Annotated in this window: 19 protein-coding genes; 12 read left to right on the plus strand and 7 right to left on the minus strand. The window is 68.4% G+C overall.

From position 1 onward, the window contains the following. The first annotated feature begins 2 nt into the window (after positions 1-2). The 7 genes from AC1RRW_RS05695 (at position 3) to AC1RRW_RS05725 (ending at position 7,300) form a co-directional block, all read left to right on the plus strand. On the plus strand, positions 3-1,178 hold the full coding sequence (locus AC1RRW_RS05695) for an ABC transporter permease (RefSeq protein WP_492899586.1): 1,176 nt from the start codon (positions 3-5) through the stop codon (positions 1,176-1,178). Positions 1,179-1,207: 29 nt separating this feature from the next. Beyond that, entirely contained in the window at positions 1,208-1,564 is a 357-nt protein-coding gene (locus AC1RRW_RS05700) for a hypothetical protein (RefSeq protein ID WP_492899587.1), read from the plus strand. Beyond that, the gene (locus AC1RRW_RS05705) at positions 1,561-2,031 is read left to right on the plus strand and encodes a type II toxin-antitoxin system VapC family toxin (protein WP_492899589.1); all 471 of its coding nucleotides are present in this window, start codon (positions 1,561-1,563) and stop codon (positions 2,029-2,031) included. The genes AC1RRW_RS05700 and AC1RRW_RS05705 overlap by 4 nt, the downstream gene beginning before the upstream one ends. Then, the gene (locus AC1RRW_RS05710) at positions 2,028-3,659 is read left to right on the plus strand and encodes an ABC transporter ATP-binding protein (RefSeq protein ID WP_492899591.1); all 1,632 of its coding nucleotides are present in this window, start codon (positions 2,028-2,030) and stop codon (positions 3,657-3,659) included. The genes AC1RRW_RS05705 and AC1RRW_RS05710 overlap by 4 nt, the downstream gene beginning before the upstream one ends. Before the next feature lie 3 nt (positions 3,660-3,662). Next, entirely contained in the window at positions 3,663-4,895 is a 1,233-nt protein-coding gene (locus AC1RRW_RS05715) for a phosphopentomutase (RefSeq protein WP_492899592.1), read from the plus strand. A 211-nt stretch (positions 4,896-5,106) separates the two neighbouring features. Further along, positions 5,107-5,535, plus strand: a complete 429-nt coding sequence (locus AC1RRW_RS05720) for a TadE/TadG family type IV pilus assembly protein (protein ID WP_492899593.1) — start codon at positions 5,107-5,109, stop codon at positions 5,533-5,535. 25 nt (positions 5,536-5,560) lie between these two features. Further along, positions 5,561-7,300, plus strand: coding sequence for a pilus assembly protein TadG-related protein (locus AC1RRW_RS05725; protein WP_492899595.1), 1,740 nt, complete (start codon positions 5,561-5,563; stop codon positions 7,298-7,300). Here the strand turns inward: AC1RRW_RS05725 and AC1RRW_RS05730 are convergent. The 6 genes from AC1RRW_RS05730 to AC1RRW_RS05755 are packed head-to-tail and all read right to left on the minus strand — an operon-like array spanning position 7,297 to position 11,588. Then, on the minus strand, positions 7,297-7,701 hold the full coding sequence (locus AC1RRW_RS05730) for an arsenate-mycothiol transferase ArsC (protein ID WP_492899843.1): 405 nt from the start codon (positions 7,699-7,701) through the stop codon (positions 7,297-7,299). The genes AC1RRW_RS05725 and AC1RRW_RS05730 overlap by 4 nt on opposite strands. Positions 7,702-7,748: 47 nt before the next feature. Then, positions 7,749-8,240, minus strand: coding sequence for a UPF0262 family protein (locus tag AC1RRW_RS05735; protein WP_492899596.1), 492 nt, complete (start codon positions 8,238-8,240; stop codon positions 7,749-7,751). Positions 8,241-8,276: 36 nt separating this feature from the next. Beyond that, positions 8,277-9,569: a histidinol dehydrogenase gene (gene hisD / locus AC1RRW_RS05740; protein WP_492899598.1), complete on the minus strand. Its 1,293-nt coding sequence runs from the start codon at positions 9,567-9,569 to the stop codon at positions 8,277-8,279. Between the two features lie 29 nt (positions 9,570-9,598). Beyond that, positions 9,599-10,045, minus strand: a complete 447-nt coding sequence (locus AC1RRW_RS05745; protein WP_492899600.1) for a DUF2948 family protein — start codon at positions 10,043-10,045, stop codon at positions 9,599-9,601. Positions 10,046-10,076: 31 nt separating this feature from the next. After that, the gene (gene murA, locus AC1RRW_RS05750) at positions 10,077-11,366 is read right to left on the minus strand and encodes a UDP-N-acetylglucosamine 1-carboxyvinyltransferase (RefSeq protein WP_492899602.1); all 1,290 of its coding nucleotides are present in this window, start codon (positions 11,364-11,366) and stop codon (positions 10,077-10,079) included. 57 nt (positions 11,367-11,423) lie between these two features. Continuing rightward, positions 11,424-11,588 carry a hypothetical protein gene (locus tag AC1RRW_RS05755; RefSeq protein WP_492899603.1) on the minus strand — a complete coding sequence of 55 codons (165 nt, stop codon included), beginning with the start codon at positions 11,586-11,588 and terminating at the stop codon, positions 11,424-11,426. 447 nt (positions 11,589-12,035) lie between these two features. Here AC1RRW_RS05755 and AC1RRW_RS05760 point away from each other — a divergent pair, with 447 nt between their 5' ends. From AC1RRW_RS05760 to AC1RRW_RS05780, 5 genes are all read left to right on the plus strand, one after another. Continuing rightward, positions 12,036-12,992, plus strand: a complete 957-nt coding sequence (locus tag AC1RRW_RS05760) for an enoyl-CoA hydratase-related protein (RefSeq protein ID WP_492899605.1) — start codon at positions 12,036-12,038, stop codon at positions 12,990-12,992. Between the two features lie 123 nt (positions 12,993-13,115). Next, entirely contained in the window at positions 13,116-15,443 is a 2,328-nt protein-coding gene (locus AC1RRW_RS05765; RefSeq protein WP_492899607.1) for a putative bifunctional diguanylate cyclase/phosphodiesterase, read from the plus strand. Between the two features lie 125 nt (positions 15,444-15,568). Beyond that, positions 15,569-16,408: a TVP38/TMEM64 family protein gene (locus tag AC1RRW_RS05770; RefSeq protein WP_492899609.1), complete on the plus strand. Its 840-nt coding sequence runs from the start codon at positions 15,569-15,571 to the stop codon at positions 16,406-16,408. Then, positions 16,405-17,871, plus strand: coding sequence for a dihydrolipoyl dehydrogenase family protein (locus tag AC1RRW_RS05775; protein ID WP_492899611.1), 1,467 nt, complete (start codon positions 16,405-16,407; stop codon positions 17,869-17,871). Before AC1RRW_RS05770 ends, AC1RRW_RS05775 begins: the two co-directional genes overlap by 4 nt. 12 nt (positions 17,872-17,883) lie before the next feature. Next, complete coding sequence (locus AC1RRW_RS05780) at positions 17,884-19,338, plus strand: sensor histidine kinase (protein ID WP_492899613.1); 1,455 nt, start codon at positions 17,884-17,886, stop codon at positions 19,336-19,338. 95 nt (positions 19,339-19,433) lie between these two features. Here the strand turns inward: AC1RRW_RS05780 and AC1RRW_RS05785 are convergent, their stop codons facing one another. Further along, positions 19,434-20,063: a S24 family peptidase gene (locus AC1RRW_RS05785; RefSeq protein ID WP_492899615.1), complete on the minus strand. Its 630-nt coding sequence runs from the start codon at positions 20,061-20,063 to the stop codon at positions 19,434-19,436. Between the last annotated feature and the right edge of the window lie 165 nt (positions 20,064-20,228).

Raw genomic sequence — 20,228 nt, forward strand, 5'->3', positions numbered from 1 at the left:
GAATGACGGATGCTCTTCTCGACGCGCCGCCACTGAGCCCTCGCAGCGACCTTCCCCTCGCGCCTGCCGAGGCGACGCGGGGCTGGCTCAGGCTCTCACCGATCAACCGGCGCAGGCTGAACAATTTCAAGGCCAACAAGCGCGGCTGGTGGTCGCTCTGGATCTTCCTGACGCTGTTTTCGCTCTCGCTCTTCGCCGAGTTCCTGGCCAACGACCGGCCGCTGCTGGTCCGCTACAAGGGCGAGTTCCTGTTCCCCGTCGCGATGAACTATCCGGAGGAGAAGTTCGGCGGGTTTCTCGCCACCACCGATTATCGCGACCCGGTCATCGCCAGGGAGATCGCGGCGAACGGCTACGCGGTCTGGCCGCCGATCCGCTACGGCTATCGCACGCACAACCTCGATCTGCCGGTGCCTGCGCCTGCCCCGCCGACCTGGCTGCTCAGGGACGAGCAGTGCAGGACCGTCGCCGAACGCCTCGGCGGCAGCGGCTGCCGCGACCTCGAATGGAACTGGCTCGGCACCGACGACCAGGGCCGCGACGTGGTGGCGCGGCTGATCTACGGCTTCCGCATCTCGATCCTGTTCGGGCTGATCCTGTGCGGCATCTCCTCGGTGATCGGCATCGCCGCCGGCGCGATCCAGGGCTATTTCGGCGGCTGGACCGACCTGATCTTCCAGCGCGTCATCGAGATCTGGACCTCGATCCCGGCGCTCTACCTGCTGATCATCGTCGCGGCGATCATCACGCCGAGCTTCTTCGTGCTGCTCGGCATCCTGCTGCTGTTCTCCTGGGTCGCGCTTGTCGGCGTGGTCAGGGCCGAGTTCCTGCGGGCGCGCAATTTCGAGTATGTCCGGGCGGCGCGCGCGCTCGGCCTCTCCAACCGCGCCATCATGGTCAAGCATCTGCTGCCCAACGCGATGGTGGCGACGCTGACCTTCCTGCCCTTCATCCTGAACGGCTCGATCACGACCCTGACCTCGCTCGACTTCCTCGGATTCGGCCTGCCGCCCGGCTCGCCCTCGCTCGGCGAATTGCTGGCGCAGGGCAAGGCCAACCTGCAGGCACCCTGGCTCGGGATCTCGGGCTTCGTGGTTATCGCCCTGATGCTGAGCCTGCTGATCTTCATCGGCGAGGCGGTCCGGGACGCGTTCGACCCGCGGAAGACGTTTGCGTGAGGGTTGCAGGGCGATTGGACAGATCGTATATGCATCATATGAGTTCAGCTGCTGAAATCATCGATCTTTGGCCTTCCCGTGCTGAATTGGCACGAGATTTAGACGTTTCGTATCAGACCATTGCCAAATGGCGTGTCCGGCGCTCGATTCCGCCTGTCTATTGGAAGCGTTTGATCGCGTCGGCAGCCTCGCACGCGATCGAGGGGGTTTCAGCCACGGCTCTCGTCGAAGCGCATGCGCCGGAAGACGATGAGGCCAGAGCGGCTTGCCTGAAACCGGCACTGAAGACCGATGGCCATTTCACCCGTTTCCGCCATCTGGCGCGACCACGTTTTGCATCGATTGACGAAGTCAACGCGCACATTGCCGCTTTGCGTGACGAATGAGCGAGACCACGGCCGGAACGTTGCCGCGCGTCTATATCGATGCGAATGTTTTTATTCTCGCCTATGAGAGCAGAGGCCCGGAGGCTCTTTACGCTTTTGCGATCCTGGAGGCGATAGAGGCCGGTGCGATCCAGGGGGTCAGCAGCGAACTGACATTAGCCGAGGTCCTGCCCGGGCCGTTGAGCGCGGGCGAAACCGAACTCGCAGACGCCTATCACGTCATGCTGGCAGACGGTCCCAACCTCACGATTCTGCCCGTGACGCGAGATGTTCTGGTCGATTCGGCCGAGATCAGGATCGGGCGAGCGGGCTTCAATCTGCAGGACGCCATTCACTGCGCCACGGCGTTGCAGGCAGGCTGCGACTTTCTGGTTTCCGACGACAGACGCATTCCGAAGACACTGGGACTCACGGTTGTGCGGTTCGGCCCCGATTCAGTTGCAGCCATGTTGGGATCCTCTGCTTGACCCCCTCACCGCTCCTCTCCGTCCAGGACCTCTCCGTCGCCTTCCGCCAGGGCGGGCGCGAGACGCTCGCCGTCGACCGCGTCTCGTTCGATCTCGCCAAGGGCGAGACGCTGGCGATCGTCGGCGAGTCGGGCTCGGGCAAGTCGGTGACGGCGCTGTCGATCCTGAAGCTGCTGAACTACCCTTCCGCGCATCACCCGTCCGGCCAGGTGCTGTTCGACGGCCAGGATTTGATCGCGGCCGACGAAGACGCGATGCGCAAGGTGCGCGGCAACGACATCACCATGGTGTTCCAGGAGCCGATGACATCGCTCAACCCGCTGCATACGATCGCGCGTCAGATCGGCGAAATCCTCGAACTGCACAAGGGCCTGCGCGGCGACAAGGCGCGCGCCCGCACGCTCGAACTTCTGGCGCTGGTCGGCATCCGCGACGCCGAAAGCCGGCTCGACGCCTATCCACATCAACTTTCAGGCGGCCAGCGCCAGCGCGTGATGATCGCGATGGCGCTCGCCAACGAGCCCGACCTGCTGATCGCCGACGAGCCGACCACCGCGCTCGACGTCACCGTGCAGGCGCAGATCCTGGCGCTGCTGAAGGAATTGCAGGGCCGGCTCGGCATGGCGATGCTGTTCATCACCCATGACCTCGGCATCGTGCGGCGCATAGCCGACCGGGTCTGCGTCATGCTGAAGGGCAAGATCGTCGAGCAGGGGCCGGTCGCGGACATTTTCGGCAATCCCCGGCACGACTATACCAAGCGCCTGCTGGCGGCCGAGCCGAAGGGCCGTCCCGCGCCCGTCGCGGTGGATGCCGCGACGCTGCTCGACGCCGGGCCGATGAAGATCTGGTTCCCGATCAGGACCGGCTTCCTGCGACGCACGACTGGCCATGTGAAGGCGGTCGACGGCATCTCGATCAAGGTCCGCGAGGGCGAGACGCTCGGCGTCGTCGGCGAATCCGGCTCTGGCAAGACGACGCTCGGCCTCGCCATTCTCAGGCTGATCTCGTCGGAGGGGCCGATCGTCTTTCTCGGCGACAGGATCGACGGGCTGACCAGTTCCGCCGTCCGACCGAAACGCAAAGACCTGCAGGTCGTCTTCCAGGACCCTTACGGCTCGCTCTCGCCGCGCATGTCGGTCGCCGAGATCGTGGCCGAGGGGCTGACCGTGCAGCAGAGCGGGCTCACCTATGCCCAGCGTCGCGAGATCGTCGCCGGCGCGCTTGCCGATGTCGGGCTCGACCCCGCCGCGATGGACCGCTATCCGCACGAATTCTCCGGCGGCCAGCGCCAGCGCATCGCCATCGCGCGCGCCATGGCGCTCAATCCCCGCTTCATCGTGCTGGACGAGCCGACCTCGGCGCTCGACATGTCGGTGCAGGCGCAGATCGTCGAACTGCTGCGCGACCTGCAGGCCAAGCGCAGGCTCGGCTATCTCTTCATCAGCCACGACCTCAAGGTGGTGCGGGCGCTGTCGCACCGGGTCGTGGTGATGCAGAACGGCAAGGTCGTCGAGGAAGGACCGGCCGAGGATATCTTTGCCAGGCCCCGCGAGGCCTATACGCAGGCGCTGCTCGCCGCCGCGCTCAATCTCGAGCCGGTCGGCGTCGCAGCCGTCCGGGAGTAGCGCATGGCGCGCGCCATCCTGATCGTGCTCGATTCCGTCGGCTGCGGCGGCGCGGCGGACGCGGCCGCCTACGGCGACGCCGGCGCCGACACGCTCGGCCATATCGCACAGGCCTGCGCGGAGGCGCGCGCCGACCGGAACGGATTGCGCAGCGGGCCGTTGACCCTGCCCAATCTCGCGCGGCTCGGCCTCGCCCATGTCTGCGGGGCCTCGACCGGCAAGCCGCTCGCTGGCGTGGAGAAGCCGGCTGCCCCTACCGGCCAGTACGGCTACGGCGTCGAGATCAGCCAGGGCAAGGACACCCCGTCGGGCCATTGGGAGATCGCGGGCTGCCCGGTGCCGTTTCAGTGGGGCTATTTCACCGCGCTGGAGAATTCGTTTCCACCGGAGCTGATCGCGGCGATCGTCCGCGAGGGCGGCTTGTCCGGCATCCTCGGCAACAAGCACGCGTCCGGCGTCGGCATCATCGACGAACTGGCGCAGGAGCACATCACGACCGGGAAACCGATCTGCTACACCTCGGTCGATTCCGTGCTGCAGATCGCGGCCCATGAGGAGCATTTCGGGCTGGAGCGGCTTTACGATCTTTGCCGCAAGGTGCGCATGCTGGTCGATCCGCTCAGGATCGGCCGCGTCATCGCGCGGCCTTTCGTCGGGGATGCGGCGAGCGGCTTCACCCGCACCGGCAACCGCAAGGACTTTTCGATCCCGCCGCCTGACGAGACCATACTCGACCGCCTGAAGGCACAGGGCCGCGCGGTGGTCACGGTCGGCAAGATCGGCGACATCTTCGCCCACCGCGCCACCGGCGAGGAGATCAAGCGCTTCGGCAATGCCGCCATGTTCGAGGCGGCGCTGGAGGCGCTGGAGCGCCTGCCCGAGGGCGGGTTCTGTTTCGTCAATCTGGTCGATTTCGACACCGAGTTCGGCCATCGCCGCGACGTGCCGGGCTACGCCGCGGCGCTGGAGGCGTTCGACGCCGTGCTGCCGAGGCTGGAAGCAGCGCTGCGGCCGGGCGACATGGCGGTGATCACCGCCGACCATGGCAACGACCCGACCTGGCCGGGCACCGACCATACCCGCGAGCACGTCCCGATCCTGGCCTTCGGGCTGGGCGTCGCTTCAGGTCCGATCGGCCGGCGCGAGAGTTTCGCCGACATCGCCGCGACGCTGGGCGAATGGCTCGGCATCGGCGCGGTCGGCCCCGGCCGGTCCTGGCTGGAACCGAAGACTTAGGCCGCCGCGACCCTGTCGCGGAAGGCGGCGGCGACCGGCGGCAGGGCCATATCGCGGCGGCGAAGACGGGATCGGGAGCATCCGACTCCGCCATCCAGTCAAGATAAAGTTTAGCTCGAGCCGCGATCGGCCGCGGCAGCCCTGCATCGGATTAGGATTCCATTAAGTCGCGAGGAATACAACTTTTACGTGTGTAGCCCAGGAGCCGTCCATGTTGCGTCGCGTCTCCCAACTGCTGTCGGACCGAACCGGAACCAGCGCGGTCGAGTTCGCCTTCGTCGCGCCGGTCCTGCTGCTGATGACCTTCGGCATCATCGGTTACGGCTATGTCCTCGGAATCTATCACGGCATCCAGCAGATCGCCTCGGAGGCGGCCCGCGCCTCGGTTTCCGGGCTGAATGACGGCGAAAGAGCCCGGATCGCGCGCGACTTCGTTACAGCGAACGCGTCGGGCTACGCCTTCATCGACCCTGCGAAGATCAGGGTCACGACCAGCCAGAGCCCGCCGCCGCAGCAGACCTTCGAGGTCGCGGTCGTCTACGACATGTCGGATTCGCTGCTCAGCAGCCTGAGTTCGCTCGTCTCGCTGCCACCACCCCTGGTTGAGAGGCGCGCCGTGATCCAGCGTGGAGGCTACTGATATGGTTGCGTCCGGCCTCTCCCGAATGGCCTCCGCGCTGCGCCCCCGCCTGACCGCTTTCGGGGCGGACCGGCGCGGCGGCGTCGTCGTGCTCTTCGCCGCCGCGATCTTCGTGCTGTTCGGCTTCGGCGCCATGGCGGTCGATGTCGGCAGCTTCTTTTACGAGAAGCGCCGGCAGCAGACTGCCAACGACCTTGCCGCGCTCGCGGCGGCCGGCGACCTGCCACGGGCCCGGGCCGCGGCGGAAGCGACCGCGGCGCGCAACGGCTTTGCCGCCGCCTCGGTCGAGATCGTGCAGCATGGCGTCTACACGGCCGATGCCGGCCTGGCCGTCGAGCAGCGCTTCGTTCCGGGGCCCGCGACGACGGCCAACGCCGTCAGGGTGCAGATGAAGGCGGTCACGCCGATGCTGCTCGGCCGCGTCCTGTCGGCCTCGTCCAGCCGGACGACCTTGCCGCCGGGCACGCCCGCGCCGACTCTCGCGAGCCACGGCAGCGGCGAGGTGCCGATCGGCTCGAGCGCCATCGCGGTGCAGGACATGCAGGCGGCCTTCGCCGTCGGCTCGCGGCTGGCGAAGCTCGAGGGCGGCGTGCTCAACGGCCTGCTCGGGGCGTTGCTCGGCGGCAGCCTGTCGCTCTCGGTGATGGACTACGAAGCGCTGGCGCGGACGCGGATCGACCTGTTCGACTTCTCGAAGCGGCTGGCGACGCGCGCCAACCTCTCCGCCGCGACATTCGACGACGTGCTGCGGGCCAATGTCAAACTGCCAGACGTGCTGGCGGCGATGCAGGATGCGTCGCGCGACCATGCGACCGGCTCCGCCGCCGCGACGAGCGCATTGTCGCGGCTCGCTTCAGTCAGTTCCGGCTCGAGCCGGCCGGTCGACCTGCGCGCGCTCGCCTCCTTCGGCAGCTTCGGCGAAAGGATGGTTTCGGAGCCGAACCCGATCGCGGCCTCGCTGACGGCGCTCGATCTCGTCTCGGCGGTCGCGCAGATCGCCAACGGCCAGCGCCAGATCGATGTCGCGCTGGCGCTGTCGGTCCCCGGCATCGCCTCGGTCCAGCTCAAGCTCGGCATCGGAGAGCGGCCGGTCGGCGCCAGTCTCGTCAGCGTCGGCCGCACGGGCGCGAGCGCGCACACCGCGCAGACCAGGCTGCTGCTGAGCGTCGAGCTCGTCGGCACGGGCCAGGCCGCGCTGGTCCGGCTGCCGCTCTATCTGGAGCTCGCGGCGGCCACCGCGAAGCTCCCGGCGATCCAGTGCAACGGCGGCGATGTCACGACCTCGCGCGTCACGCTCAACGTCACGCCGGCGCTGATCGACGCCTGGATCGGGCAGGTCTCGATGGCGGAGTTCGGCAATTTCCGCAGTCCGCCCAATCCGCCGGCCGCGACCCTGCTCAACCTTGCCGGCATCGCCTCGGTGAGCGGCCGGGCGCATGCGACCATGACCAATTCGGCGCCGACCTCGCTGAGCTTCGGCTATTCCGAGATCCTGCGCGGCGACAAGAAGACGACCTCGACCCAGAACTTCACGGCAACGCTGCTCGCGCGGCTGGTCGGCGATCTCGACATCCGCGTGCAGGCGCTCGGGCTGGGGCTGGGCGCGCCGGGGCTGGACCTGGCGGTCAAAGCCGTCATCGCCGGCGCCGGAACGCAGCTCGACCAGGTGCTGAACGCCGTGCTCGGCACGCTGGGTCTGGGCCTCGGCCAGGCCGAAAGCTGGGTCACCGGGGTGCGCTGCGGCGGCGCGGTTCTTGTGCGCTAGCTCTTCAGCCGGTCCTTGATCCGCTTCATCAGCCCGTCGCGGACGTCGCGATAGGCGTCGAGCATCTGCTCGCGCGAACCCTGCAGCACCGTCGGATCCATGGTCGGCCAGTATTCGACCTCGGCCGCGACGGTCCGCGTCAGGTCGAGCGCCTTGTGGTGGGCTTCGGGCGAGAGCGAGACGATCAGGTCGAAGTTCAGCCCCTCCCACTCCTCCAGCTCCTCGATCGATTTCGGCTTGTGCTTGTGGGCGTCGATGCCGATCTCGTCGAGCACCGCCAGCACGAAGCCGTCCGGCTCGCCCCTGCGGGCTCCGGCCGACTGGACATAGACCGACTTGCCGAAGAAGTGCTTCGCCATCGCCTCCGCCATCGGCGAGCGCACGGCGTTCTGCGCGCACATGAAGAGCACGCTCTGGACCTTGCGGGAGGGCGGCGGCTCCAAGCGCCTCAGCCCTTCCAGTGCAGGGCATAGATCAGGGTGAAGAGCCGTCGCGCCGTGTCGTGGTCGACCTCGACCTTGCTCGCCAGCCGCTCGACCAGGATGCCGGCGGCCTCGTCGTGCAGGCCGCGGCGGCCCATGTCGATCGCCTCGATCTGCGAGGGCGTCGCCGTGCGGATTGCGGCGTAGTAGCTCTCGCAGACCATCTCGTAGTCCTTGATGATGCGCTTGAACGGCGTCAGCGAGAGATGGTGGCTGATGACGGGCGCGCCGTCGGCAAGCCTGATCTCGAAGACGAGCCGGCGTTCGACCAGCCCGAGATGGGCGTGATAGGGCCCGCCCTCATGACCGGGCAGCGCGAAATGGTTGCGCTCGATCAGGTCGTAGATCGCGATCGCGCGCTCATGCTCCTGGTCGGGCGTGCCGCGGCCGAGCGAAGCCTCGTCGAGCGTCACGGCGGCGAGGCGTCGTCGCCCGGGCTTTTTCGGATCGTCGGACATCGGGCCTCCCGTCTCCGGCGCGAATCTGCTCAGCGACTAGAGATTGAGCCTGATCGTCACGGAACGGCCATGCGCCTGCAAGCCCTCGGCCTCGGCGAGCAGGGCGGTCGCGCCGCTGAGCGCGCGCAGGCCTTCAGGGCCGCACTTCAGCAGCGAGGTCCGCTTCATGAAATCGCCGACGCCGAGCCCCGAGGAAAAGCGGGCGGAGCGCGCCGTCGGCAGGACGTGGTTGGGACCGCCGACATAGTCGCCGATCGCTTCGGGCGTATGGCCGCCGAGGAAGATCGCGCCGGCGTTGCGGATCATGCCGGCGAGACGCTCGGGTTCGGCCGTCATGATCTCGAGATGCTCGGGCGCGAGCCGGTCGACCAGCGGCATGGCGGCTTCCAGATCGGCGACGAGCAGGATCGCGCCGAAATCGGCCCAGCTTTTCCCGGCGATCCCGGCGCGCGGCAGCGTCTTGAGCTGGGAGAGCATCGCCTTCTCGACCTCGGCGGCGAGCGCGGCGTCGTCCGTCATCAGGATCGACTGGGCCGAGACGTCGTGCTCGGCCTGCGCCAGCAGATCGGCCGCGATCCAGTCGGGATTGGCCGTGCCGTCGGCGATCACCAGCACCTCGGAGGGACCGGCGATCATGTCGATGCCGACCTGGCCGAAGACGCGGCGCTTGGCGGCGGCGACCCAGGCGTTGCCGGGGCCGACGATCTTGGCGACGGGCGCGATCGAGGCCGTGCCATAGGCGAGCGCCGCCACGGCCTGCGCGCCGCCGACGCGGTAGACCTCGTCGACGCCGGCAAGATGCGCCGCCGCCAGCACCAGCGGATTGGTCTCGCCGCGCGGCGTCGGCGCGACCATGACGACGCGCGGCACGCCCGCGACTTTTGCGGGAATCGCGTTCATCAGCACCGAGGACGGATAGCTCGCCGTGCCGCCGGGCACATAGAGCCCGACCGCCTCGATCGCGCTCCAGCGCCAGCCGCTCTCGACGCCGAGCGCATCGCGCTCCCAGCTATCGGCCGGCTTCTGGCGCAAATGATAGGCCTCGATCCGCGCGCGCGCCGTCTCCAGCGCGGCGAGCAGTTCAGGCGAGCAGGCGGCAAGGGCCGCGTCGATCTCGGCCCGCGACACCCGCAGGGTCTCCGGCGCCAGCGCCAGCGCGTCGAAACGCTGCGTGTAGTCGATGACCGCCTTGTCGCCCTGCGCCCGCACGGCGGCGAGGATGTCGGCGGCGACGCGGTCGACCTCCTCGGAGACCTCGCGCTTGGCCGAAAGCAGCGCGGCGAAATCGGCCTCGAAACGCGCATCCCTGTCGTCGAGCCTGATCGGCATCGGAAGTTCCTGATGAAGCGGAGTGTCGGTCAGGCGTCGTCGGGATGGCCCGGGATCGCCACCGCTTCCCAGACCGGGCCGAGATCCTTCATCTGGCCCTCGACGCATTCGACGTCGAGCCGGATCGCCGCGCCGTCGGAAAAGTGCAGGGTCAGGTCGCCGGCCGGCGCGTCGCGCTCGGCGAAGGTGATCGCCAGCAGGTTGAGCACAATGTCGGGCGCGGCCGCATCGATGCCGGAACTGCGCGCGCCCGTCACCCGCTCGAAATGCAGCACGGTCAGCCGGCGGCGGCGCGCGCCCGTTGCCGCCCCCTCCCAGTCGAAACGGCGCAAGGCGAGAGCGAAGCGGCGCTCGGCGGGACGCCAGGCGATATCGCCGATCTTCAGGACGGCGTCCTGGAGATGGGCGGAGATGATCGACAGGTCGTCGCCATCGAGCGCGATCAGCTTCAACGGGTCTGCGGCATCCTGGGACATACCGGTGTTCTGGGGATGCCGCAGCTTGGCGTCAACCGCTGATGCGCTCGACCTGCGCGCCGCAGCGCGTGAGCTTGGCCTCGAGCGCCTCGAAACCGCGGTCGAGATGGTAGACGCGGTTGATCGTGGTGTCGCCCTCGGCCGCGAGCCCGCCGATGACCAGCGAGACCGAGGCGCGCAGATCCGTCGCCATCACCGGCGCGCCGGTGAGCTTGGCGACGCCGTCGACATGGGCGACGTCGCCGTCGAGCCTGATCCTGGCGCCGAGCCGGGCGAGCTCCTGCACATGCATGAAGCGGTTCTCGAAGATCGTCTCGCGGATGCGCGACGTGCCCTTGGCCCGCGTCATCAGCGCCATGAACTGCGCCTGCAGATCGGTCGGGAAGCCGGGGAACGGGTCGGTGTCGATGTCGACCGCATTCAGGCCGTGGCCGTTGCGGCGCACGCGGATGCCCTCATTGGTCGAGCTCACCTCGGCGCCGGCCTTGACGATGGCGTCGAGCGCCGATTGCAGCAGGTCGGACCGGGCGCCCTCCAGCACGACGTCGCCGCCGGTCATGGCCACCGCCATGGCGTAGGTGCCGGTCTCGATCCGGTCCGGCAGGACGGCGTGATGCGCGCCGCCCAGCCGCGAGACGCCGGTGACGACGATGCGGCTCGAACCCGCGCCCTCGATCTTCGCGCCCATCTTCGACAGGCAGGCGGCGAGATCGACGACCTCGGGCTCGCGCGCGGCGTTGTCGATGACGGTCGCGCCATCGGCGAGCACGGCCGCCATCAGCGCCGTATGCGTGCCGCCGACCGTGACCTTCGGGAAGACGATCTCCGCCCCTTTGAGACCCTTGGGCGCGCGCGCCAGCGCATAGCCGTTCTCGATGACGATCTCGGCCCCGAGCTTCTCCAGCGCCATCAGCAGCAGGTCGACGGGCCGCGTGCCGATGGCGCAGCCGCCGGGCAGCGAGACCTTGGCCTCGCCCATCCGGGCGAGGATCGGCGCGATCACCCAGAAGCTCGCCCGCATGGTCGAGACCAGTTCGTAGGGCGCGCAGGTGTCGACGATCTGGCGGGCGGTCAGCGCGATGGTCTGCCCGGCCTCGGCCGACTGGCCGATGCGCTTGCCGGCGATCGCGCGGTCGACGCCGTGATTGGACAGGATGCGCGAGAGCGCGGTGACGTCCGAGAGGCGCGGCACGTTGACGAGCGTCAGCGTCTCGTCGGTCAGCAGGCTCGCGATCATCAGCGGCAAGGCGGCGTTCTTGGCGCCCGAGATCGGGATCGTGCCGGTGAGGGGCCTGCCTCCGGTGATGCGGATCTTGTCCATCGTCAGTCCTGCTGGACGCCGCGGCGCGAACCGCCGGGACGTGTGATACTTGAAGTGTCAGGACCGGGGAGGGTCGGCCTGGGCGGGGCGCTCCGGCTGCTGCGCTTGCGCCTCATCCTGACGGCGGGCGCGACCCTGCGCCTTGCGGCGCTTCAGGTTCTCGCGCAGGGCGGCGGCAAGGCGCGCCCGCTTCTCGTCGTCGGCGGATGGCTGGCGGGTCACGCAAATCAACTCGGCACGATGGGTTCAACGCCCTGAACACGGCGTATTCGGGGCGCAACCGATAGCCTCGCGCGGCGTATTCGACAAGCGGCCGGCCGACGTTGCCCGCGATCCGCCCGCGTGCCAGAGCCGCACAGGCCCTGCGCCAGATTGGCTCGGCGCCTCCGGCCGACAGCGGCGCCGGGGCCGCCGGCAGCGGGGTAAACCCCGATTCCAACGCATCGGGCGCAAACCCGAGACCATGGCACGACTTATGCGTGCATCGTCTTGGGGCGCCATCGGCCGCGATCTCGCCGCGACGGTTTTGCCCGCGTCCTTTCACGGCCCGATCGTTAGCAGACAAATCTTAATGAAATTAACCATTTCATGGGGTTTTCGTTTACAGTTCGTTAACTTCGCCTACCCTGATCCGGCGTCGTGTTGCGTTGCGAAAGAGGGATCAGCGGCATGCTTCAGTCATTTGCCCCGTTCACCGAGACAATCCCCGCGACGCAACTCGAATGCTGCGAAGTCATCGACGCCGTGCGTGGCAAGGCCGGCTTCCTGCCCGAGGTGCAGCTCGCCTACGAGGCCGGGATCAAGACGCTCTGGGTCACGATCAAGCCGGAGCTGAAGCCGGTCTTCACGCTGCAATTGCTCGACAGCCTGGGCAAGATCCAGCGCGCCATCATCGCGCTGTGGGGCCAACCCGAGCAGTATCACCGCTCGCCGGTGCGCTTCCTCGCCTTTCGCGGCACGGGACCCTTCTTCACGCTGGGCGGCGACCTCGACTTCTATCTCGACTGCCTCGCCAAGAACGACCGGGCGGCGCTGACCGAATACGCCAGGCTCTCGATCGAGGGCGCGGTGCTGAACGCCGGCGGCCTGAACGGCGCCGTCATCACGCTGGCGACGATCCACGCCAAGGCGATCGGCGGCGGCATCGACGCGCCGCGCTCCTGCAATGTCATGATCGCCGAGGAGCAGGCCTCGTTCGTCTACCCCGAGATCAAGTTCAACCATTTCCCGATCACGGCGGTCGCGATCCTGTCGCGCCGGATGGGTCCGCGCGCCGCCGAGCAGATGCTGCTCTCGGGCGAGGAGATGAGCGCGGCCGAATTCATGGCCATGGGCGGGCTCGAGGCCGTGGTGCCGGCCGGCACGGGCGAGAACTGGATCCGCAAATACGCCGGCGATTCGCTGCCGATGCATGCCGCGAAGACGGCGCTGTTCTCGGCCTTCAACCGGCGCGCCGGCGATCTGCGCGGCGAGCTCGAGGGCCTGGGCGAGATCTGGACCGACTGCATGCTGCGGCTCAACCCGGCCGCCATCTCGAAGCTGCAGAGGATCGCTGCGACGCAGGACCGGATGCTGGCGCGGGTCTATCAGCGGCCGGCGATAGCAGGCGCCGCCGGCCCGCACTGATCGGGATCGGAAGCGAGGCCAAAATACGAAACGTTTACCTCTCTTGGCTTAAACCCTTTGAACGGCGAGATTTCCGGCGCGTGATGCGCTCGACCGACATTGCCGACTGAAGGGCAAGAGCGGATGGCAGGCGCTCTCGGGCGTGTTCTCACGGGAAGGACGACCAATCCGGCGGACGGGTTCGATCTGCCGGGCTATCGTCTGCTGGTTTCTTCGCTGTTCTCCTCGCCCGCCTCGATCGTGCCCGGCGGCATCGCCGGCATCCTGACGCCCTATCTGTGCTGGCTGTCGACCGGCATGAGCGTGTTCATGACGCTGACCGTCCTGGTCGGCCTGGTCGTCGTGCTCAGGTTGATCACGGTCGTCAACTATCGTCGGCGCGACCATTCCGAAGACAGCTTCGCCGAGACGAGGCGCTGGGATCGCGAGTATTTCTTCGGCGCGACCGTGTTCAGCGCCGTGCTCGGCTACAGCTGCTACATCGCGCTGACGCAGACCGACGATCCGGCCGCGCATATCACCTCTGTGGCGTCGACGATCGCGCTGGCCTCGGGCTATGTCTCGCGCAATGCCGGACGTCCGAAATTCGTCGCGGTGCAGTTGCTGACCTTCTGCCTGCCGATGGCCTTCGGCCTGATCCAGGCGCACAACGTCTACTATCAGTATATCGGCTATTTCGCGTTCCTCTATGTGATCGCCAACATCGCCATCACCAATTCGCTGCACCGGAACCTGCTGGCGCTGAGCGACGCGACCAAGCAGTCCAAGGAACTGGCCTCGGCGCTGCATTCGCAGAACCTGACGCTCGATGCGGCGCTGAACACGATGATCCATGGCCTGGCGATGTTCGACCGGGATCTCAAGCTCGCGGTCAGCAATGCCCCCCATCAGGTGCTTTACGGCATACCGGATACGCTGGCCCTGCCAGGCACGCCGCTGGCGGCGATCGCGCGTTTCCTGGTCGAGCGTCAGGTCGTCGGCGGCGACCAGGTCCGCGACATCCGCTCGGCGCTCGCGGTGGTGCAGGAGAGGCAGACGACCCTGACCCGCGAATTGCAGACCCGCAGCGGGCGCATCCTGGTCATCAGCATCGCTCCGGCGGCCGAGGGCGGCGTGCTGATGCTGACCGAGGACGCGACCGATCGGAAGGCGACCGAGGCGCGCATCGAGCAGATGGCGCGGTTCGACGAACTGACCGGGCTCGCCAACCGCTTCGAGTTCAACACCCAGCTGGCGCAGGCCTTCGCCCGGATGGAACGGACGGCCGAGCATTTCGCCCTGCTCTATCTCGATCTCGACGGCTTCAAGCAGGTCAACGACAGCCTGGGACACGACATCGGCGACCGCGTGCTGACCGAGACGGCGAGCCGGCTGCGCGCCGCGATCCGCACCGGCGACCATCTCTCCCGCTTCGGCGGCGACGAGTTCCTGCTGATCCTGCCCTCGGCCGACCACGCCGTCGTCACCACCATCGCGCAGCGCATGATCGACGCGATGTCGAAGGTCTTCCTGCTCGACACCAAGAGCGTCTACATCACCGCGAGCATCGGCATCGCGATGGCCCCGCATGACGGCGGCGACCCGGCCGACCTGCTGCGCCATGCCGACACCGCGCTCTACAAGGCGAAGGCCGCCGGCCGCAACACGCTGATGTTCTTCAACCCGACCATGGCCGAGGAGATGCTCGACCGGCACGAGCTCGAGGTCGATCTGCGGGCGGCCTGCGATGCTGGCGCGCTGGAGCTGTACTATCAGCCGATCGTCGACCTGAAGACGCAGGAAATCGTCTCGCGCGAGGCGCTGATGCGCTGGCGCCACCCGACGCGGGGCATGGTGCCGCCCGGCGTCTTCATCCCGATCGCCGAGCAGTCGGGCCTGATCGCGGCGATGGGCGACTGGGCGATCCAGCAGGCCTGCAGGGACGCCGCGCGCTGGCCGGGCTCGGTCGGCGTTTCGGTCAACATCTCGCCGCTGCAGTTCCGCGAACCGCGGCGCATCGTCGAGACGGTCAAGCAGGCGCTGCTGAGCTCGCGGCTGACCTCGGACCGATTGACGCTCGAGGTCACCGAGTCGCTCCTGATCGAGGACAACAAGACGACGCTTGCCGTGATCGACGAGTTATGCGGCTTCGGAGTGCGTTTCGCGCTGGACGATTTCGGCACCGGCTATTCCTCGCTGGCCTATCTCTCCACCTATCCCTTCGCCCATGTGAAGATCGACCAGAGCTTCACGCGCAACGTCACCGCCAACGAGGCCTCCAAAGCGATCATCGAGGCGGTCTGCCAGCTCGCCCGCCGGCTCTCGATGACCGTGGTCGTCGAGGGCATCGAAACCGAACAGCAGCGCATCGCGGTGCAGTTGCTCGGCGCGCAGCGGGCGCAGGGTTATCTGTTCGGCCGCCCCGAGCCGATCGCCGGTCCCACGCCCGACAGGGGCCGTCGGGTCGCCTGAGGACTCCCCGCCCGTATTGCTCGCCGTCTCACGCAGCCTCACTTTGCGGTGACGATGCGATGCGTTCGCTCCGGCTTGCGCTTAACTGACCATCCGGCTAACCCGGATTGGAAATGGATGGGCGCATGACCGAGCCAGCGACGTCGACGGGCGCGGTCGTGCCGGCGGAACGCAAGGATCAGCGGCAGGGTCCGGACCGGCCGGCCTGGCGGCGCTATCTGCCGCTCGGCCTCCTGGCGCTGGCCATGACGGGGGCGTATGCGGCCGGGCTGCACCGCTATCTCAGCCTCGATTCCATCCTGCAGCATCGCGCCCAGTTTCAGCAGGCCGTCGCGGCCAACCGGCTGCTCGCGCTGCTCGCCTTCGCCGGAGTCTATGTCTTCACGGTCGCGCTGTCGTTTCCGGGCGCGGCGCTGCTGACGCTGCTCGGCGGCTTCCTGTTCGGCGGCCTGCCCGGCACCGCGGTCACGGTGGTCTCGGCCAGCATCGGCGCGGTCATCGTGTTCCTGGTGGCGCGCTCGGCTTTCGGCGAGACGCTGCAGCGCAAGGCCGGGCCGGCGCTGGCGCGCATTCTCGACGGCTTCAGGTCGGACGCCATATCATACCTCCTGTTTCTGCGGCTGGTGCCGGTCTTTCCGTTCTGGCTGGTCAATCTGGCGGCGGCGCTGGGCGGGGTCTCGCTGCCGGTCTTCGCCTGGACCACGCTCGTCGGCATCATCCCCGGCACGCTCGCCTTCGCGGTCGCCGGAGCGGGGCTCGATTCGGTGATCGCGGCCCAACAGGACGCGCGCGCCGCCTGCCAGGCGGCCGGGCGCGGCGGCTGCGGCGGCGGCCTCGACCTCAAGGCGATCCTGACGCCGGAACTTGTGATCGCTTTCGCGCTTCTGGGCCTCGTGACCTTGATTCCGGTGGCCTGGCGACGCATCGGCAAGGCGCGGACGGGCGAGCGGGGAGGCGCGGCGTGAGCGAGACCAGGGCGGCGACGGCGTCTCAACTCCTGACGCCCGATATCTGCGTCATCGGGGCGGGCTCCGGCGGGCTGTCGGTCGCCGCCGCCGCCGCGGCGTTCGGCGTCTCGGTCGTGCTGGTCGAGCGCGACCGGATGGGCGGCGATTGCCTCAATGTCGGCTGCGTGCCGTCCAAGGCGCTGATCGCGGCCGGCGCGCGCGCCCAGGCCGTCCGCGAGGCCGGACGCTTCGGCATCGGCGTCGGCGAGCCGCAGGTGAACTACGCGCAGGTCCATGACCATGTGCATCGCGTCATCGCGGCGATCGCGGCCAATGATTCGGTCGAGCGGTTCGGCGCGCTCGGAGTCACCGTGATCAAGGGCGAGGCGCGCTTTGCCAACCGCGGCGCCGCGATCGTCGGCGAGCAAACGATCAGGGCGCGGCGCTTCGTCGTCGCCACCGGCTCGCGGCCGTCAGCGCCACCGATCCCGGGGCTGGCGGATCTGCCCTTCCTGACCAATGAGAGCGTGTTCGGGCTGACGAAGCCGCCGGCGCGCCTGATCGTGCTCGGCGGCGGGCCGATCGGCGTCGAGCTGGCGCAGGCGATGGCGCGGCTCGGCAGCGCGGTCACCATCGTCGAGGCGCGGACGCTGCTGTCGCGTGAGGACCCCGAGGCGGCGGCGATCGTGCGGCGCAGGCTGCTGCGCGAGGGCGTGACGCTGAGAGAACGGGCCAGTGTCCTGCGGGCGGAGACGGTCAAGGGCGGCGTCCGCCTCGTCCTGAAAGGCGACGGCGAGGCGGCGGAGGAGCCGATCGACGGCACGCATCTGCTCGTCGCCGCCGGGCGCAAACCCAACATCGAGGCGCTCGACCTCGAGCTCGCCGGCGTCGCCAGCGACGCCCAGGGCGTGATCGTCGACAGGGGCCTGCGCACCGCCAACCGGCGGATCTACGCGATCGGCGACTGCGCCAGCGGACAGGCCGGCGCGCTGCAGTTCACCCATGTCGCGAACCACCATGCCGGGCTCGTGCTGCGCAGCGCGCTGTTCCGGCTGCCGGTCAGGGTCTCGACCGCCGCGATCCCGCGCGTGACCTATTGCCATCCCGAACTCGCCGGCGTCGGGCTGTCGGAAGAGGAGGCGCGCAACGCCGCCGGCGAGATCCGCGTGCTGCGCTGGCCCTATGCCGAGAACGACCGCGCCCAGGCCGAGCGCGAGACCGAGGGCTTCGTCAAGCTCCTCACCGACAGACGAGGCCGCATCCTCGGCGTCACCATCGTCGGCGCACGGGCGGGCGACATGATCGTGCCCTGGAGCCTGGCGGTGCGGAAGGGGCTGGGCGTCAAGGACATGGCCGGGCTGGTCTTCCCCTATCCGACTTTTTCCGAGGTCTCCAAGCGCGCCGCCGTCTCGTTCTACGCGCCGCTCGCCGCGAAACCGGGCATCCGCAAGCTGATCGGCTTTCTGCGCCGTTTCGGATAGGCTTCACGCTTGATGCTGAACTCCTCGCCCCCACAGCGCCAGATTTCCGTCAGCGTGCCGCGGGGCCTGACCCGGCTCGGCCTCTCGGCCAAGCTCCTGGTGCTGACCGTGCTGTTCGTGATGCTGGCGGAGGTGCTGATCTACCTGCCCTCGGTCGCGAACTTCCGGCGCAACTGGCTCAACGACCGGCTGGCGGCGGCTCAGGTCGCGGTGATGGTGCTGGAGGGGGCGCCGGACGGCCTGCCCGAGGGCAGCGAGACGCAGTTGCTCGCCGGCGTCGGCGCGCGCGCGATCGCGGCGCGCGTCGGCGGCGCGCGCCGGCTGCTCAGCTCCGATCCGATGCCGCCCGAGGTCGCGCGCACGGTCGATCTGCGAGATCTCGGCTGGATGAGCGCGATCCGGGGGGCCGTGGAGGTTCTCGCCACCCCGCCGCACGGCAAGCCGATTCGCGTGCTCGGCCATGCGATGGGCGCGGCCGATTTCGTCGAGCTCGTGATCGACGAGGCGCCGTTGCGCCGGGCCATGCTGAGCTTCTCGGTCAACATCCTCCTGCTCTCGCTGCTGATCTCCGGGCTGACGGCGGTCGCGGTCTATCTCGCGCTGAACTGGATGATCGTCGTGCCGATCCGCCAGCTCGCCGCCAATGTCATGGAGTTCGAGGCCGACCCGGAGAACCCGCGCCGGATCATCGAGCCGACCGAGCGCGCCGACGAGATCGGCGAGGCGGAGCGGGCGCTGGCGCGCATGCAGATGACGCTCGCCGACGAATTGCGCACCAAGAAGCACCTCGCCGAGCTCGGGCTCGCCGTCAGCAAGATCAACCACGACCTGCGCAACATGCTGGCGGCGGCGCAATTGATGTCCGACCGGCTGGTCGACACCCGCGACGCCAAGATCAAGCGTTTCGCGCCCCGGCTGATCGCGACGCTCGGGCGCGCCATCGATTTCTGCCAGGCGACGCTGGCCTATGGCCGCGCGGCCGAAGCCGCGCCCGTGCTGCGCGAGGTGGCGCTGCGCCAGCTCGTCGCCGAGCAGGCGGAGATGCTCGGCCTGGCCGAGAATCCGCAGGTCGGCTTCGCCAACGAAGTTCCGGTCGGGCTGAGCGTGCCCTGCGACCCCGACCAGATGGCGCGCGTTCTGCTCAACCTGATGCGCAATTCGGTGCAGGCGCTGACGCAGGCCGGAACCGACGGCGGCAGGCAGGCCATGCTGGTGGTCAGGGCCGAGCGCGGCGAACGCGAGATCGCGCTGCGGGTCGCCGACAACGGCCCGGGCGTGCCGGCGCGTGCCCGCGAGAACCTGTTCCAGGCGTTTCGCGGCTCGGTCAATCCCGGCGGCACGGGGCTGGGACTGGCGATCGCGGCCGAACTGGTCAGGCTGCATGGCGGCATGATCGCGCTGGAGCCCTCGCCCGTCGGCGCGGTGTTCAAGGTCACGCTGCCGGCGGGGCGGCAGAACGGGAATTGACGTTGTTCGTCATTGCGGGCGCGGCGAAGCAATCCAGCGTCTTGCTCTACGCCTCCTGGATTGCTTCGCCGGCTTCGACTCCTCGCGATGACGGACTACTGGCTCGCCCAGATCACCCGCGCCATGAAGGCGATCTCGCTGAGGTTCAGCACCCGCTCGGCATGCTCCGGATTGAGCGAGGAGAGCTCGACCGTCTTGGCCGTCTGACGCCGGAGCTGCTTGGCCAGCACCTCGCCCTCGACCGTCTTGACGACGACACGGTCGCCGCGCCTGACGGTCGCGGTCGGCGAGACGATGATGGTGTCGCCGTCGCGATAGAGCGGCAGCATCGAATCGCCGGCGATCTCCAGCGCATAGGCCTTCTCGTCGGCGACGCCGGGAAAGGCGACCTCCTCCCACCCCGTGCCGGCCGGAAAGCCGCCATCGTCGAAGAAGCCGCCCGAACCCGCCTGGGCGAAGCCGATCAGCGGGATCGTCCGCAGCGGCGCGAAGCCGCGCCGCATCACCACCGCCATGAATTCGTCGAGCGACGCGCCCGTCGCCTGCAGGACCTTGGCGATCGATTCGGTCGAGGGCCAGCGCTCGCGCCCGTCCGGCCCGATCCGCTTGGAGCGGTTGAAGGTGGTGGCGTCGAGCCCGGCCTTGCGGGCGAGCCCCGAGGCGGTGAAGCCATAGCGCTGGGCGAGCGCGTCGATGGCGCTCCAGATCTGGTCGTGGGACAGCACCGCGGAGGCCTCGTTCCTGATGTTGCCGGAAGGCGGGGATTGAGATAGGAAATATCCCCTATCTTATGAGACTTCAATCTGTTTCTTGGGGAAATCGCGATAAGGTTTGCCCTCGCGCGGCGGCAACCGCTATGTCCGCGGTGATCCGAAACAGCCGAGGCCATC

This window comes from Allobosea sp. GW821-FHT12C12 (genome assembly GCF_058807355.1).